Annotated in this window: 20 protein-coding genes; 14 read left to right on the plus strand and 6 right to left on the minus strand. The window is 70.6% G+C overall.

The features are described from left to right. On the plus strand, window positions 1-1,151 hold a 1,151-nt coding region (locus AC1D12_RS08535), incomplete at its 5' end, for a putative bifunctional diguanylate cyclase/phosphodiesterase (RefSeq protein ID WP_477839921.1). 20 nt (window positions 1,152-1,171) lie between these two features. Then, the gene (locus tag AC1D12_RS08540) at window positions 1,172-1,507 is read left to right on the plus strand and encodes a hypothetical protein (RefSeq protein WP_477826719.1); all 336 of its coding nucleotides are present in this window, start codon (window positions 1,172-1,174) and stop codon (window positions 1,505-1,507) included. Window positions 1,508-1,511: 4 nt separating this feature from the next. Here AC1D12_RS08540 and AC1D12_RS08545 read toward each other — a convergent pair whose 3' ends face one another. After that, entirely contained in the window at window positions 1,512-2,039 is a 528-nt protein-coding gene (locus AC1D12_RS08545) for a GNAT family N-acetyltransferase (RefSeq protein ID WP_465114266.1), read from the minus strand. Window position 2,040: 1 nt separating this feature from the next. Beyond that, complete coding sequence (locus tag AC1D12_RS08550) at window positions 2,041-2,631, minus strand: helix-turn-helix domain-containing protein (RefSeq protein ID WP_477839922.1); 591 nt, start codon at window positions 2,629-2,631, stop codon at window positions 2,041-2,043. A gap of 121 nt (window positions 2,632-2,752) precedes the next feature. Here AC1D12_RS08550 and AC1D12_RS08555 point away from each other — a divergent pair, with 121 nt between their 5' ends. Continuing rightward, a complete protein-coding gene (locus AC1D12_RS08555; protein ID WP_477826721.1) occupies window positions 2,753-3,427 on the plus strand; it encodes a hypothetical protein in 675 nt (224 codons plus the stop codon). A 9-nt stretch (window positions 3,428-3,436) separates the two neighbouring features. Next, the gene (locus AC1D12_RS08560) at window positions 3,437-3,880 is read left to right on the plus strand and encodes a hypothetical protein (protein WP_477826722.1); all 444 of its coding nucleotides are present in this window, start codon (window positions 3,437-3,439) and stop codon (window positions 3,878-3,880) included. Here the strand turns inward: AC1D12_RS08560 and AC1D12_RS08565 are convergent. From AC1D12_RS08565 to AC1D12_RS08580, 4 genes are read right to left on the minus strand one after another with little or no spacing between them, the layout of a single operon-like run. After that, complete coding sequence (locus AC1D12_RS08565) at window positions 3,867-4,586, minus strand: LrgB family protein (RefSeq protein ID WP_477839924.1); 720 nt, start codon at window positions 4,584-4,586, stop codon at window positions 3,867-3,869. The genes AC1D12_RS08560 and AC1D12_RS08565 overlap by 14 nt on opposite strands. Beyond that, entirely contained in the window at window positions 4,579-4,956 is a 378-nt protein-coding gene (locus tag AC1D12_RS08570; protein ID WP_477828276.1) for a CidA/LrgA family protein, read from the minus strand. Before AC1D12_RS08570 ends, AC1D12_RS08565 begins: the two co-directional genes overlap by 8 nt. Next, window positions 4,953-6,530 (minus strand): DHA2 family efflux MFS transporter permease subunit, encoded by a 1,578-nt coding sequence (locus AC1D12_RS08575; protein ID WP_477828275.1) that lies wholly within the window; start codon window positions 6,528-6,530, stop codon window positions 4,953-4,955. The genes AC1D12_RS08570 and AC1D12_RS08575 overlap by 4 nt, the downstream gene beginning before the upstream one ends. Next, window positions 6,527-6,667 (minus strand): type II toxin-antitoxin system VapB family antitoxin, encoded by a 141-nt coding sequence (locus AC1D12_RS08580; protein ID WP_465114260.1) that lies wholly within the window; start codon window positions 6,665-6,667, stop codon window positions 6,527-6,529. The genes AC1D12_RS08575 and AC1D12_RS08580 overlap by 4 nt, the downstream gene beginning before the upstream one ends. 69 nt (window positions 6,668-6,736) lie before the next feature. On the opposite strand from AC1D12_RS08580, the gene AC1D12_RS08585 reads away from it, so the two are divergent. From AC1D12_RS08585 to AC1D12_RS08630, 10 genes are all read left to right on the plus strand, one after another. Further along, a complete protein-coding gene (locus AC1D12_RS08585) occupies window positions 6,737-7,567 on the plus strand; it encodes a hypothetical protein (protein ID WP_477839926.1) in 831 nt (276 codons plus the stop codon). 70 nt (window positions 7,568-7,637) lie between these two features. After that, complete coding sequence (locus tag AC1D12_RS08590) at window positions 7,638-8,156, plus strand: DUF2306 domain-containing protein (protein WP_477828986.1); 519 nt, start codon at window positions 7,638-7,640, stop codon at window positions 8,154-8,156. 7 nt (window positions 8,157-8,163) lie between these two features. Further along, complete coding sequence (locus AC1D12_RS08595; RefSeq protein ID WP_477839928.1) at window positions 8,164-9,177, plus strand: LacI family DNA-binding transcriptional regulator; 1,014 nt, start codon at window positions 8,164-8,166, stop codon at window positions 9,175-9,177. 71 nt (window positions 9,178-9,248) lie between these two features. Beyond that, the gene (locus AC1D12_RS08600; RefSeq protein WP_477828869.1) at window positions 9,249-10,223 is read left to right on the plus strand and encodes a Bug family tripartite tricarboxylate transporter substrate binding protein; all 975 of its coding nucleotides are present in this window, start codon (window positions 9,249-9,251) and stop codon (window positions 10,221-10,223) included. A 17-nt stretch (window positions 10,224-10,240) separates the two neighbouring features. Then, the gene (gudD, locus tag AC1D12_RS08605) at window positions 10,241-11,575 is read left to right on the plus strand and encodes a glucarate dehydratase (protein WP_477839930.1); all 1,335 of its coding nucleotides are present in this window, start codon (window positions 10,241-10,243) and stop codon (window positions 11,573-11,575) included. Window positions 11,576-11,683: 108 nt separating this feature from the next. Next, entirely contained in the window at window positions 11,684-13,252 is a 1,569-nt protein-coding gene (locus tag AC1D12_RS08610; protein WP_477839932.1) for a methyl-accepting chemotaxis protein, read from the plus strand. A gap of 48 nt (window positions 13,253-13,300) precedes the next feature. Then, window positions 13,301-13,510 (plus strand): hypothetical protein, encoded by a 210-nt coding sequence (locus tag AC1D12_RS08615; RefSeq protein ID WP_477828849.1) that lies wholly within the window; start codon window positions 13,301-13,303, stop codon window positions 13,508-13,510. Further along, window positions 13,507-13,932, plus strand: coding sequence for a DUF3052 domain-containing protein (locus AC1D12_RS08620; RefSeq protein WP_477828850.1), 426 nt, complete (start codon window positions 13,507-13,509; stop codon window positions 13,930-13,932). Before AC1D12_RS08615 ends, AC1D12_RS08620 begins: the two co-directional genes overlap by 4 nt. Window positions 13,933-14,061: 129 nt before the next feature. Next, window positions 14,062-14,928, plus strand: a complete 867-nt coding sequence (locus AC1D12_RS08625) for an alpha/beta hydrolase (protein ID WP_477839934.1) — start codon at window positions 14,062-14,064, stop codon at window positions 14,926-14,928. Window positions 14,929-15,020: 92 nt separating this feature from the next. Next, window positions 15,021-15,406 (plus strand): hypothetical protein (locus tag AC1D12_RS08630; RefSeq protein ID WP_477839936.1); only part of this gene is annotated, 386 nt, incomplete at its 3' end.

The following is a 15,406-nucleotide window of genomic DNA, read 5'->3' on the forward strand; positions in this document are numbered from 1 at the left end:
GCCACCAGCTCGGCGACACGCTGCTGTGCCAGATCGCGACCCGCCTGGACGACGCCGCGACCCGCGACGCCGGCCGCCTGTACCGCATCGACGGCGTGACCTTCGCCGCGATCTACCGCTTCGGCGGCGACGTGCCGMGGCTGGATCGCGCGCTGCAGGCGTTGACCGAATCGATGGACATGCCGTTCGAGATCGGCCACCAGGACCTGATGGTGTCGATCGGCGTCGGTGCCTCGGAGTACCCGAAGGACGCGAGCAGCCACGACGAGGTGGCGCGGCTGGCCGAACTGGCCAAGCTGCAGGCCCAGGCCGAGCCGGGCAACAGCCACGTGATCTACGACGCGCGCATCGGCGAAGGCCAGCGCGACAAGCTGCGCATGGAGTCGCGCATGAAGAAGGCGCTGGAATCCGGCGACTTCGAGGTCTTCTACCAGGGCCAGCGCGCGTTGCGCGGCGGCATCAAGGGCTTCGAGGCGCTGCTGCGCTGGCATGACGACGGCAAGATGGTGTCGCCGGCGCATTTCATCCCGCTGGCCGAGGAGACCGGCCTGATCGTGCGCATCGGCGCGTGGGTGCTGCGCCAGTCGTGCCTGCAGGCCAAGGCCTGGGCCGATGCGGGGCTGGGCGCGCCGGTGGTGGCGGTGAACATCTCGCCGCGCCAGTTCAACCACCCGGAGTTCATGACCACGGTGCGCGAGACGCTGGCCGAGACCGGGGTCGACCCGGCCCAGATCGAGCTCGAGATCACCGAAGGCAGCGTGATGGACGATGCCGAGGCGAGCGTCGCGCGCCTGCATGCGCTGCGCGCGCTCGGGCTGCAGCTCGCGATCGACGACTTCGGCACCGGCTACGCCAGCCTCTCGTACCTGCGCCGCTTCCCGCTGAACCGGCTGAAGATCGACCGCTCGTTCATCAGCCAGCTCGGTGCGAGCGAGCAGGACGACACCATCGTGCGCACGGTGATCGAGCTGGCGCACAGCCTCGGCTTGTCGGTCACGGCCGAAGGGGTCGAGACGCCGGCGCAGCAGAGCCTGCTCGACGGCTGGGGTTGCGACATCGTGCAGGGTTTCCTGCACTCGCRGCCCGCGCCGGCAGCCGCCGCGACCACGCTGCTGGTAAGCGACCGGCAACCCGCGCTGGCGGCAGCCTGAGGGTTCACAATCGCCCGATGATGAATCGATTTGTTGTCGCGGCGGCGGGCATGCTCTTCGTCGGTGGCGCGGGCGCGCAGCCGGCCACGGCCGAGTTGCGCCCCGAGCAGATCGCGCTGTACCGCCAGAAGCTCGAGGCCGGCTGCGTGACCGACGCGAAGGCCGGCGGGCTGACGCCGTCGAATGCACAGGCGATGTGCGGCTGCTGGAGCAAGAGCCTTGCGCAGAGCGTCACCGAACCGGAATGGCAGGCGGCGGCATCGCATGCGCTGAAGCGCGACGAGGCGGCCGAGACGCAGGTGCTCGCGCCGCATGTGCGGCAGGCGGCGCGGCTGTGTGCGGCGGTGGGGCGCTGAGCGATCAGGCGGCCAGCCGCCGGTAGAAATACGTCGTCGCGCACAGCCCGCCCTCGGGCATCAGCGCGTAGTCCGGGATCACCCCCACGCGCTGCCAGCCCTCGCGCTCGTACAGCCGCTCGGCATCGGGGTTCGCGGTGTCGAGCACCAGCAGCGTCTTGCCATGCTCACGCGCCAGCGCCTCGGCCGCGCGCATCAGCGCGGCGCCGGTGCCCTGGCGGCGCGAGCGGCGGTGCACCAGCATCTTGCAGAGGTCGGCGCGGTGCGGTTGGTTGTCGGGCTGGTCGAGCACCAGCTGCACGGTGCCGACGATGCCTTGCGCGTCTTCGGCGACCAGCAGTGCGCGCTCGCCGCTGGCGACGCCCTGGGCCACGCGAGACCAGAAGGCCTGCGCGCGCTCCGGCGCGAAGGGTTGCATGAAGCCGACCGATGCGCCGCCGTCGACGCAGTCGATCAGCACCGCGGACAGGGCGTCGATGTCGGCCGGCGTCAGGGTGGCGAGGCGCCGAACGGTCAGGTCGGGGGAGGGCATTTCATCTCCAGGGGGCGGTTTCGGTGGTGATCACGACGGCATAGCGGGCCGGCTTGCGCGTCGGGTTGTGGTAACTCATCGGGCGGTCGAGCACCATCGCCAGGCAGTCGCCGGCGTTCAGGCGGTGCCGCTCGTCGCCGAGCGCAATCGCGATGCTGCCTTCGAGCACCCACACCTGCTGGTGCACGCGCGGCGTGCGTGCGGCCGTCTCGTAGTTGACGCGTGCGCCGGCCGGGAAGGCCACCTCGACGATCTGGATCGGCGATGCGAAGCCGGGCGGCGAGACGTTGCGCCGCACATAGCCCGAGGCCGGGTCGCGCCACAGCAGCTGGTCGGCCAGCCGAGACACCGGTGCGGCGTCGGCCCCGGGCGCCTCGAACAGCGACGCGAGCGGCACGCCGAGGCCGGTGGCCAGCTTCTCGAGCACGACGGCGGTCGGGCTGCTTTCGCCACGCTCGATCAGCGAAATCATCGAGCGGCTGACGCCGCAGTGCGTGGCCAGCTCGTCGAGCGACAGGCCGCGCGCTGCACGCAGCTCGCGCACGTTCTGCGCGATGCGATCGGAGAGGGAGGAGGTCGGTGTATCTTCCATTGGAATAATCATCCAATATGTTGGATAGGAATGTCAAGAGAGATGGAAGCGAGCGCCGCGGTCAGGCGAAAATGAGCCAACGGATCAACGCCGTACTTCAACGACTCCATCCAGGGATGCCATGCGCCGATTCAGTCTTCACCACCTCACTGCGGCCCTCCTGCTCGCCATGCCGTTCGTGGTATCGGCGGCCGACACGCTGTTGCCGCCCGGCAGCGGTTGGGAAGGTCGCAGCGGCCCGCAACTGGCCGCCGAATGGTGGCAGTGGGCTTCTGCCGAGCCGGACGAAACCAATCCGGTGCAGGACCTGAGCGGCGCGCAATGCGCCGTGGGTCAGCGCGGCACCCTGTGGTTCCTGGCCGGCGGGTTCGGTTCGTCGCTGATCCAGCGGACCTGCACGGTGCCGGCCGGCAAGGCGCTCTTCTTCCCGATCATCAACATGGCGTACTACCCACAGCGGGGCAACACCGCCTACACCTGTGCGCGGGCGCGATCACAGGCGGCGCTGAACAACGATGCGGCGGTGGACTTGTTCGCCGAGATTGACGGCGTGCCGGTGCCCGAGCCAAAGCGCTTTCGCGTCGCGACCGAGCAATGCTTCAACATCTTCGGTCGTATCGCGCAGGCCGACCGGCCTTACGAGGGCTACCCTGCCGCCACGGACGGCTACTGGTTGCTGCTGAATCCGCTGCCCAAGGGCCGGCATGTACTGAAGTTCGGCGGTCGCTACAACCGAAGTTCGACGGCCTACGGCCGCTCGCTGCAGGACATCGAGTATCGGCTCAACGTGCAGTGAGCCCACCGCATGTCGCGCCGCAACCTCCATGGCATCAACTCGATCGTGATCGGCGCGCTGGCGCTGTGGCTGATCGCCGGCGTCAAGCGCCTGCAGGTCTACCGCGACACGCATGCCGGCTACCTGCTGGACGTGCTCGATCGCATGGGATGGCTCGCGGATTCGTCGCGCAGCGACGCGCAGCTGAAGGCCTGGAATCCGTTCTCGCTGAACGACGGCACGGCGATCACTGCGGCGTTCGGGTTCGCCATCTACCTGGCGCTGGCGGCAATCGGCTCGGCGCTGTGGGCGCAGCGGCGCGACGAGGACAACCTCTACCTCAGCGCCGGCTTCATGTGCGGGTCGTGCGCGCTGGTGTATGCGGACTATGCGTGGGGCATGGCAGCGATGCTCGCGGGTGCCGCCGCGATGCTGCTGTTGCGTTCCCGCCAGCGGACACTCAGCCCGCGATGAGCCTGGCCACCAGCGGCATCAGCAAGGCCGCCAGCACCACCTGCAGCCCGAGCGCGATGCCGGCGTAGGCACCGGCCTCGTCGTTGACCTGCAGCGCGCGGGCCGCGCCGATGCCGTGCGAGGTGGTGCCGAGCGCGAAGCCCCGCACCGCCCAGTCGGTGAACCCGAGGGAGTTGAAGAGCCAGCGTGCCGACAGCGCACCGGCCATGCCGGTCAGCACCGCGAACACCGCCGCCAGGGCCGGCACGCCGCCGATCTGCTCGGCGATGCCCATCGCCACCGGCGCGGTGACCGATTTCGGCGCCAGCGATCGGACCACGTCGGCGGGCATGCCGAACGCAAGGCCCATCGCGACCGCGCTGGCCGCGGCCGCGCTGCCGCCGGCCAGCGCCGCGATGACCAGCGCGACGCCGCGACGCCGCATCTCGTGCCGCCGCAGCCACAGCGGCCAGCCGAGCGCGACGACCGCCGGCCCCAGCAGCACATGCACGAACTGCGYGCCGGCAAAGTAGGTCGGGTAGGGCGTCTTCGTCGCGAGCAGCACGCAGCCGATCACGACCACCGACCACAGCACCGGATTGGCCCACGCGGCGCGGCCGACGCGCTCGTGGCCGGCCTGCACCAGCACGTAGGTCACGAGCGTGGCCGTCAGCCCGAACAGCGGCGTGGTCGACAGGTAGACCCAGAGCTGCACGAAGTCAGCCATCGTGCGGCTCGCGCGGCGCCTGCGAATCCGGTGGCGACCGCAGCAACGCGCGCAGCACCAGGCCGGTGACCACCATGCCGCTCCAGGTCGACACGCACACCACGACCAGCAGCTGCCAGCCCCAGGCCGACACCAGGTCGAGGTGCGTGATCACGCCGACGCCGACCGGCACGAACAACAGCGACAGGTGCGTCAGCAGCAATTCGGCCGCGGCCTGCACCGGCGCACGCACGGCCTGCCAGTGCAGCAGGGCCAGCAGCAGCGCCAGGCCGATCACCGGGCCGGGGATCGGCAACGTCAACGCATGGGCGATGGCTTCGCCGGTGGCCTGCAGCAACAGCAGCCAGGCGAGGCCGCGCAAGGCGTTCATGGCTGCCTCCCGCGGCCGATCATCCACGCGGCGCTCAATCCGCTGAGCAGCGCGAGCGCGGCACACACGCCCATCACCTGCCGGAAGCCGGCCACGAAGGCGCCGCCGATCGCCTGCTGCAAGGCCGGCCTGAGCGCGGCGTCCAGCCCGTCGGGCAACGCGATGCCGGCGAGCCGGTCCTGCTGCTGCCGGATCGCATCGGCCACGCCGGCCGGCAGCGACAGCGCCTGCATCGACTCCGCGAGCTGGTGGTTGAAGCCGTGCGCCATCAGCACGCCGAAGCCGGCGATCGCCAGCAGGCCGGCCGCGCGCGACACCGCGTTGTTGACGCCCGAGGCCACGCCGGCCGCTTCGGCACCGACCGCATTCATCACGGTGGTCGTCAGCGGCGCGACCGTGATCGCCATGCCGAGGCCCAGCACGAAGGTGGCGGGGAAGAAGCCCGTCCAGTAGCCGCTGCCGACGCCCGGCACCATGAACAAGGCGAAGCCGGCGGCGGCCACCAGCGGGCCGACGATCAACGGCAGGCGCGGCCCGGTGCGGTCGACGATGTGCCCCGCGGCCCGCGACAGCGCGAACATGATCGCGATGAACGGCAGCATCGCGGCACCTGCGGCTGCGGCACCGTAGCCCTGCACCTGGATCAGGTTGAGCGGCAGGAAGTACAGCCCGCCGCCGAGCGCGGCATACAGCAGCAGCGTCAGCAGGTTGGCGCCGGCGAAGTCGCCGATGCGGAACAGGCGCAGCGGCACCATCGGTGCGGCGCTGCGGGCTTCGACAAGGAGGAATCCTGCGAGGCCGGCGATGCCGATCGCAAGCGCCGCGAGCACGTCGGCCGATCCCCAGCCGTGCAGCGGTGCCTGCACCAGCGCGAACACGATGCCGGCGAGGCCGAGCGTGACGAGCACGGCACCCGGCACGTCGATCGCCGAGGTGTCCGCGTTGTTGCGGCTCTCGGGCACGCGGGTGGCGCAGATCAGTAGCAGCACGGCACCGAGCGGCAGGTTCACGAGGAAGGCCCAGGTCCAGCGCCAGTGCTCGACCATCCAGCCGCCGAGCACCGGGCCGACGGCCGCGGCGACGCCGCTCAGCGCCGACCAGGTGCCGATCGCGCGCCCGCGCTCGGCCTGCGTGAAGTTGGCGCCGATCAGCGACAGGCTGCCCGGCACCAGCAGCGCCGCGCCGATGCCTTGCAGCGCGCGCGCCGCGATCAGCAGGTCGGCCGACGGCGACAGCGCGCAGGCCGCCGACGCGACGGTGAACAGCGCGACGCCCGCCATGAAGACGCGCCGCCGCCCGAGCCGGTCGCCGAGCGCGCCACCGGCCAGCAGCAGCGACGCGAGGAACAGCGCATAGGCCTCGACGATCCACTGCAGCTGCGCCGCGCTGGCGTTCAGCTCGCGCTGGATCGCGGGCAGCGCGACGTTGACGATGCTGCCGTCGATGAAGGCCATCCCCGAGCCGAGGATCGCGGCGGCCAGCGTCCAGCGCTGCCCGCTGGCCGGCGCGCCAGCGCACGGCGCACCATGCAGGATGGCGACCTTGTCGCAGGGGGTCTGGCCGGCGGGGTTCACGGGCTCGCCTGTGCCTGCCCGTCCAGTCTCACCAGCGTCCTGAGCGCCAGTTCCACGACCTCGCGCGTCGTCGCCGCGCCGGTGACGCGCAGCGCCTCCTGGAGGAGAGCGTCGTCGATCAGGATGCGAGTGCGCATGGCGTACCTCATGGTCTGTGCGCACGCATCCTATCCGGCTGGCCTCCACGCTGCCCGACAATCGCCCGCATGACGCCGATCCGCTGCTGCCTGCTTGCCCTCACCACCCTGCTCATCGCGACTGCGAGCGTCGCGCAGCCGGCCCCTCCCGTCGCGCCGAACCTCGTGCTGGTGCTGCAGGCCCCTGATCGCGCGTTCCCATTGGCCCTCGTGCGGGCCGGCACGTTCGCGCCGTTCGAGCTGACCGCGGAGTCACTGCAGCCGGGCCAGCGCGTACAGCTTCACCAGGCCGGTGCACGCATCCGCGAGGCGCGCGTCGATCGTTTGCAGATCGAAGAACGCCAAGGCTGTTCCGACGGCAGCCATGCGGTGCTGACGCCGCCATTGCCGGGCGCGAGCGACGCGACGGCGCTGGTGACGACGCGTGCGCTGAAGGACCTCGGCGTCGAGCGCGCAGCCGCCGCCACCGAGGCCGATCGGCGCGCCGCCCGCGAGGTCGCCCGCACCATCCTGGCGCGCCACCAGGCACCCGCCGCGGCGCTGGCCGACACGCTCGCGGCCCTGCGCGTGTCCGTGGTGCGCATCGAGCGCGCAGGCCAGCCCGTGCTCGTCGTGTCGTCGCACATCGAGAACCAGGACAACGTGCAGACGCTGTTCTTCGTTGCCGAGCGCAACGCCCAGGGCGTCTACGCCGCCACCCATGAAGAATTCTTCCGCGGCGGTGCCGGCGCGTCGGCACTGATGGAGATGGACTTCGTCGATCACGCCGACCTCGACGATGACGGCGTCGCCGAGCTGGTCTACGCCTACGCCGGCTACGAGTGGTCGGGCTATGGCGTGCTGAAGCGCGCGGCCGGCGGCTGGACGGCCGTGCATGCGCAGGCGGTCGGCGGCTGCTGAGGCGGTGTTGTCGGTCGCGCCGTCGGCGTGTACTGTTGGGGCTCCAACAGATCGACCCCAGGAGGAACCCATGGTCTACGGTCTCACGCCGCTCGGCGTCATCCACACGCTCATCTCGCTCATCGCGGTCGCCGCCGGCCTGGTCGCGTTGTTCCGCGACAAGCGCATCATCGCCGGCACCACCACCGGCCGCATCTACATCTGGGCCACGGTGCTGACCTGCCTCACCGGCTTCGGCATCTTCCAGCATGGCGGTTTCGGCAAGCCGCACGTGCTGGGCATCGTGACGCTGGTCGTGCTCGGCGTCGCGTGGCTGGCCGGCCGCCGCAGGCTGTTCGGCGGCGCGTCGCCGTACGTCGAGACCGTCAGCTACTCGCTCACTTTCTTCTTCCACATGATCCCCGGCGTCACCGAGACGACGACGCGGCTGCCGCTGGGCAAGCCGCTGCTGCCGAATGCCGATGCCCCGGAACTGCAGGCCGTCGCCGGCGCGCTGTTCCTGGTGTTCCTGATCGGTGCCACCTGGCAGTGCCTGCAGCTGCGCTCGCGCAGCCGTCCGGGCCTCACTGCAGCCACGCCCGCCGCCTGACCTGCCGATGACCCTTCAGCGCACGGCGTCTCACCTCAGCATCACCGTCAACGATGTGGCCCGCGTCGCCGGCGTCTCGGCGATGACGGTGTCGCGTGCGCTGAACCGGCCTGAGAACGTGCCGGCCGCCACGGTCGAGAAGGTGCGCGCCGCGGTGGCGCAGACCGGCTACGTGCCGAACCGCGCGGCCGGCGCGCTGCGCTCGAGCCGCAGCCGGCTGGTGGCGGCGGTGGTGCCGACGCTGTCGGGGCCGATGTTCCTCGAGACGCTGGAGGCGCTGACCACCGGCCTGGCCGCGCGCGGCTACCAGCTGATGGTGGGGCAGAGCGGCTACAGCGAAGCGCGCGAGGACGAACTGCTGGCCGACATCATCGGCCGCCGCCCCGACGGCATCGTGCTGACCGGCGTGCTGCACACCGCGCAGGGCCGGCAGCGCCTGCTGGCCTCGGGCATCCCGATCGTCGAGACCTGGGACCTGATCCCCGACCCGATCGACGTGCTGGTCGGTTTCTCGCACGAGGCGGTCGGCAAGGCGGTGGCGGGCTTCTTCGCCGAGCGTGGCCGGCAACGGCTCGCGGTGATCGGCGGCGACGACCCGCGCGCGCGCCGCCGTGCCGAGGCCTTCGCCGCCGAGGCGCTGGCGCGCGGGCTGGCCGCGCCGGTGTTGCAGTACGTGCCCGCGCCGACCCGGCTGGGCCATGGCCGCAGCGCGCTGCGCGACCTGCTGCGCGGGCAGCCGCGGGCCGACGCGGTGTTCTGCAGCTCCGACCTGCTGGCGCTCGGCGTGCTGACCGAGGCGCGCGCCTGCGGCATCGACGTGCCGGCGCAACTGGCCGTGGTCGGCTTTGGCGACCTGAATTTCGCGGCCGATCTCGAGCCGGCGCTGAGCAGCGTGCGCATCGATCCGCGGCAGATCGGCGACCTCGCGGCGCAGTGCATCGTCACGCGCGCCAGTGGCGAGGCGCTGCAGTCGCGCGTGATCGACGTCGGCTTCTCGATCGTCGAGCGGGCCAGCAGCTGATCGGGTAAACCCGCATGACAGGGGTGGTCGCCAGCGCGTATTGTTAACGTTAACAATCCAGGAGACATCCCATGCACACGCTGTTGTCCAGGCTGGCGCTCGCGTTGATCCTCGGTGCCGTGTCGATGGCTGCCGCGCACGCCGAAGCGTGGCCCGACAAGCCCGTCACGCTGCTGGTGCCGTTCCCGCCCGGCGGCTCGACCGACACCGTCGCGCGCGCCATTGCGCCCAAGCTGGGCGAGGCGCTGCACCAGACCTTCATCGTCGACAACAAGGCGGGTGCCACCGGCACCATCGGTGCGGCGCTGGTCAAGCGCGCGGCGCCCGACGGCAGCACCTTCCTCGTCACCTCGCTCGGCCCGCTGGTGATCGCGCCGCACCTGCTGAAGAACGTGCAGTACGACGCGCTGAAGGATTTCGACCTGATCACGATCGCGGTGCAGGCGCCCAACGTGCTGGTGGTGCCGGCCGCGTCGCCGCACAGGAGCGTGGCCGACGTGATCGCGTTCGAGAAGGCCAACCCCGGCAAGATGACGTTCGCATCGTCGGGCAACGGCTCCAGCGACCACCTGACGGCCGAGCTGTTCTGGCAGCTCACCGGCACCAGCGGCTCGCACATCCCGTACAAGGGCGGCGCGCCGGCAATCTCCGACCTGCTCGGCGGCCAGGTCGAGGCCTCGTTCCAGAACGTCAACGCGGTGCTGCAGCACATCAAGGCCGGCAAGCTGCGGGCGCTGGCGGTGACCGGCGACAAGCGCTCCGCGGTGCTGCCCGAGGTGCCGACCTTCGACGAAGCGGGTGTCAGGAACCTCGCCGTCTACTCGTGGCAGGGCATCGCGGCGCCGAAGGGCCTGCCGGCCGACGTGCGCGCGAAGGCGCATGCCGCGATCGTCGCCGCGCTGAACGACCCGCAGGTCAAGCAGCAGTTCGTCTCGGTCGGCATGGAGATCGTCGGCAACACGCCGGCGCAGTTCACCGCCTTCCAGCAGAAGGAATTCGCGCGCTGGAAGACCGTCATCGAGACCGGAAAAATCACCGCAGACTGAATCAAGACCACCGACCCATGAGCACACCCACCATCACCGCGCTGCGCGCGATCCCCGTCGCCGGGCGCGACGACATGCTGCTGAACCTGAGCGGCGCGCACGGCCCGTTCTTCACCCGCAACCTGCTGATCCTGACCGACAGCGACGGCCGCACCGGCGTCGGCGAGGTGCCCGGCGGCGAGAAGATCCGCCAGACGCTCGAAGACGCGGCGCCGCTCGTCGTCGGCCAGCCGATCGGCAACCACCAGCAGGTGCTGCAGCGCGTGCAGCAGGGCTTCGCCGACCGCGACAGCGGCGGCCGCGGGCTGCAGACCTTCGATTTGCGCACCACCATCCATGCGGTCACCGCGATCGAATCGGCCTTCCTCGACCTGCTCGGCCAGCACCTGGGCGTGCCGGTGGCGGCGCTGCTCGGCGAAGGCCAGCAGCGCGATGCGGTCGAGATGCTCGGCTACCTGTTCTTCGTCGGCGATCGCACGCGCACCGACCTGCCTTATGCGGATGGTGCGCAGGAGCCCGAGGCCGCCGACGACTGGTTCCGCCTGCGCCACGAGAAGGCGCTGGATGCCGATGCGATCGTGCGCCTGGCCGAGGCCGCGCAGGCGCGCTACGGCTTCAACGACTTCAAGCTGAAGGGCGGCGTGCTGCGCGGCGATGAAGAGGTGGAGGTAATCCGCGCGTTGCACGAGCGCTTTCCGACGGCGCGCATCACGCTCGACCCGAACGGCGGCTGGCTGCTGAAGGACGCGATCCGGCTGATGCGCGACATGCGCGGCGTGGTCGCCTATGCCGAGGACCCGTGCGGCGCCGAGGCGGGCTTCTCCGGCCGCGAGGTGATGGCCGAGTTCCGCCGCGCCACCGGCCTGCCGACCGCCACCAACATGATCGCGACCGACTGGCGCCAGCTGAGCCACGCGCTTGCGCTGCAGTCGGTYGACATCCCGCTGGCCGACCCGCATTTCTGGACSATGSMMGGCTCSGTKCGCGTCGCGCAGRYCTGCCRSRMCTGGGGSCTCACMTGGGGCTCGCAYTCSAACAACCACTTCGACGTCTCGCTCGCGATGTTCACGCAGGTCGGTGCCGCCGCACCCGGCAAGGTCACCGCGATCGACACCCACTGGATCTGGCAGGACGGCCAGCGCCTCACGAAAGAGCCGCTGCGCATCGAAGGCGGCCATGTGCAGGTGCCGAAGCAGCCCGGCCTGGGCGTCGAGCTCGACATGGACGAGGTCGAGAAGGCCCACCAGCTGTACCGCCAGCACGGGCTGGGATCGCGCGACGACGCGGTCGCGATGCAGTACCTGATCCCCGGCTGGACCTTCGACCCGAAGCGGCCGGCCCTGGACCGCTGACCTCGACCGCTGGCCTGGATCGTTGAACACGTCACGAACGGGCCGGATCCCGCTCAAGTGGCGCGGCCGGTTGTCGATAAGCCTGCGTCTTCCTCTATCCGACGCACCATGCTCCTCGACAACCTTTCCATCGGCAAGCGCCTCACCGTCGTCCTCGGCCTGATCCTCGGGCTGTCGGTCGCGAGCAGCCTGTATGCGGTGTACACGCTGAAACGCACCAGCGCCGAGATCGACGTGATGATCTCGGACAACGTGAAGACCGAGCGGGCGCTGACCGACTGGCTGCGCTTCACCACCTCGGGCGTGCAGCGCGCCGCGGCCATTGCCAAGAGCAGCGACCCGAGCCTGATCGAGTACTTTGCCGGCGCCACCGCCGAATCGATCAAGCAGACCACCGAGCTGCAGAAGCAGATCGAGCCGCAGATGAACCGGCCCGACGAGCGCCGCCAGTACGAGAAGGTCAGCGAGCTGCGCAAGGGCTACCTGGCCGCGCGCGAGGAGGTGAGCAAGCTGAAGCTGGCGGGCGATGCCGACGGTGCCAGCCGCTCGTTCAGCGAGCAGTTCGAACCCAGGTCGCGCGAGTACATCGCCGCCGTGCAGGAGTTGTGCAATGCGCAGCGCGAGCAGCTCGACGCCAACGCGCGCGCCGCCGAAGCGCGCCGCGCCAGCGCGAACACGCTGCTGATGGTGAGCGCGGTGCTGTCGCTGCTGGTCGGCGTGACGCTGGCCGTGTCGCTGACGCGCAGCATCACCACGCCGCTGCGCCGCGCCGTCGCGATGGCCGACGCGATCGCCCGCATGGACCTGAGTGCCGCGGCGCAGACCCGCTATGCGCCGGACGAGACCGGCCGGCTGCTGCGCTCGATCGATGCGATGCGCACGGCGCTCACGCGCACGCTGAACGAGGTGCGCGGCGTGGCCGACGGCATCTCGACGGCCAGCACGCAGATCGCGACCGGCAACCAGGACCTGAGCGCGCGCACCGAGCAGGCCGCGAGCAGCCTGCAGCAGTCGGCTGCGTCGATGGAGCAGCTGACCGGCACCGTGCGCCAGAGCGCCGAGAGCGCGTCGCAGGCCGCGCAGCTCGCGTCGTCGGCGGCGCAGGTCGCGCAGCGCGGCGGGCAGGTGGTGTCCGAAGTCGTGTCGACGATGGACGAGATCAATGCCAGCTCGAAGAAGATCGCCGACATCATCGGCGTGATCGACGGCATCGCGTTCCAGACCAACATCCTCGCGCTGAATGCGGCGGTGGAAGCGGCGCGGGCCGGTGAGCAGGGCCGCGGTTTCGCGGTGGTCGCGAGCGAGGTGCGCAGCCTCGCGCAGCGCAGTGCCGAGGCGGCCCGCGAGATCAAGGGCCTGATCGGCCAGAGCGTCGACCGGGTCGAGGCCGGCAGCCGGCTGGTGCAGGACGCCGGCTCGACGATGGACGAGATCGTCGTCAGCGTGACGCGCGTGACCGACATGATCAGCGAGATCAGCGCCGCCTCGGGCGAGCAGAGCCAGGGCATCGGCCAGGTCAACGTGGCGGTGAGCCAGCTCGACCAGATGACGCAGCAGAACGCCGCGCTGGTCGAGGAATCGGCCGCGGCCGCCGAGAGCCTGAAGGACCAGGCGCTGCGGCTGAGCGGGATCATCGGGACGTTCCGGCTGAGCGGACAGGGAATGACCCTGGCGTGAGTCCGTGCGGGCTTGGCGGGGCCGCCAGCGTTTGATAGCGTTCGGCCCATGCCATCCAACGACGTCACAGGAAAACGGTTCGCGGCTTCCGCATGCGAGGAGATCGCTCAAGGCGACGGTGCCGGCAAGCGTGAGGTGATCTGCGACGCGCTGCGGGCCGAGATCCTCAAGGGTTCGGACAGTGGAGCCAGTATTCCCGCTGAGCGCGTGTTCGCCGAAGTGCGCGCGGCACTCGCAGCGGGCGGCGCGGCCGCATGACGGAGGGCTATTCCGGCACGCCGCTCGCGAAGAAGCTCGGCCTGAAAGAGGGCTGCACCGTTGCGATTCTTGACGAACCACCGGGCTACCGGACGCTGCTGGTGCCGGTACCGGCCGGTGTCGAGTTCACGAGCCGGGCGACCGGCATCACCGACATCGCGCATGTCTTCGTCACGAGGCGCGATGACCTGGCAGCGCACCTGCCTTCGCTGCGCAAGGTGCTGAAGCCCGATGCAGCGCTCTGGGTCTCGTGGCCCAAGAAGGCCTCGAAGATGCCGACCGACATCACCGAGGACACGATCCGCGAACTCGCGCTGCCGCTGGGCTTCGTCGACGTCAAGGTGTGCGCCGTCGACGCGGTGTGGTCGGGGCTGAAGCTCGTCGTGCGCAAGGAATTGCGCAACGAGCAGCGTCGCCCCTGATGCGCCCGCACGGCAGAATCGCGCCGATCATCATCGAATCCGGGGAGGAAGAATGACGGCACAAGGAATCCGCCAGCGCGCTGCTGCGCTGGTGTGGGCGCTCGGATGCGCGTCGGCACCGGGCGTGTGATGCGACGCGTCACGCGGATCGCGGCCGGTCTCGCGACCAGTGCGATGCTGGTCGCGCTGGCCAGCCTGGGTGCCGGCGAGGCGCTCAGTTCGCCGGCCGCACGCACCATCGGCGCGGCGCCCGCCGACCTGCAGGCCGAGACCGTGTCGATCCCGGACGGCCGCGGCGCCACGGTCGCCGGCTGGTTCATCCCGGGCCGGCCGGGTCGCGGCGCCGTGCTGCTGCTGCACGGCGTGCGGGCGGACCGGCGCGCGATGATCGAGCGCGCCCGGCTGCTGTCGCGTGACGGCCATGCCGTGCTGCTGATCGACCTGCCCGCGCACGGCGAGAGCAGCGGCGAGCGCATCACCTTCGGGCTGCGCGAAGGCGCCGGGGTGCGCACGGCACTGGCCGAGTTGCGGCGGCGCCTGCCGGGCGAGGCGATCGGCGTGATCGGCGTTTCACTCGGTGCCGCGTCGCTGGTGCTGGCGCACGCCGAGCCGGCGCCCGATGCCGTGGTGCTCGAATCGATGTACCCGACGATCGAGGAGGCCGTCGTCGATCGGTTGACGCGCCGTCTCGGACCGGTCGGGTCGGCGCTTGCGCCGCTGCTGCTGTGGCAGCTTCCGCTGCGCACCGGCATCTCGCCCGATCAACTGCGCCCGGTCGACGCGATCGCCTCGCTGAAGGCGCCAGTGCTGGTCGCCAGCGGCACGCGCGACCAGCACACCACCCTCGCCGAAAGCCGGCGCATCTTCGACGCGGCGCGTGAGCCGAAGCAGTTCTGGGCGGTCGACGGTGCGGCGCATGTCGACCTTTTCAACGCCGGCCCCGAGGCCTACCGGAAGACCGTGATCGCTTTCCTGGACCGGTACCTGGTCCGCTGACCCCTCTTCCTCAGGCATTTCGACACGCCCCTTACCGGTGCGAACCCGCTGCGGCGGCATACGGCCCCGCAAGCCGCTAGCATCGCCCGGTCATGGAATTCAGTCCCGAAYTGTTCGCGGCGTTGGTCGCCGCAGTCGCCTTCATCGCCGGCCTGTGGCTCGTGCGAGCCCGCCGCCGCCAGACCCGCACCCGCGGTGGCAGCGGCCGTGCGCGCGGCCCGGCCAACCTGCGCTTCACCTGCGCCAACTGCACCAAGCAGTTCACGCACTCGCGCCGCACGCTGGTCGCCTACGAGCAGGGCTCGCGCCAATTCTTCTGCAACGCCTGCCACACGCGCTGGCGCGGCTCTCAATCGGTGATCCAGAACCGCACCCACGGGCCCGGCGAGATGCTGGCCCGCCGCGATGCCCAGCAGGCCAAACAGGCGCATCTGGCCGAGGCGGCCAAGCGCGTGCAGCCGCCTGCGCCAGGCACGGC

This window comes from Rhizobacter sp. P1_G5, from assembly GCF_056405435.1.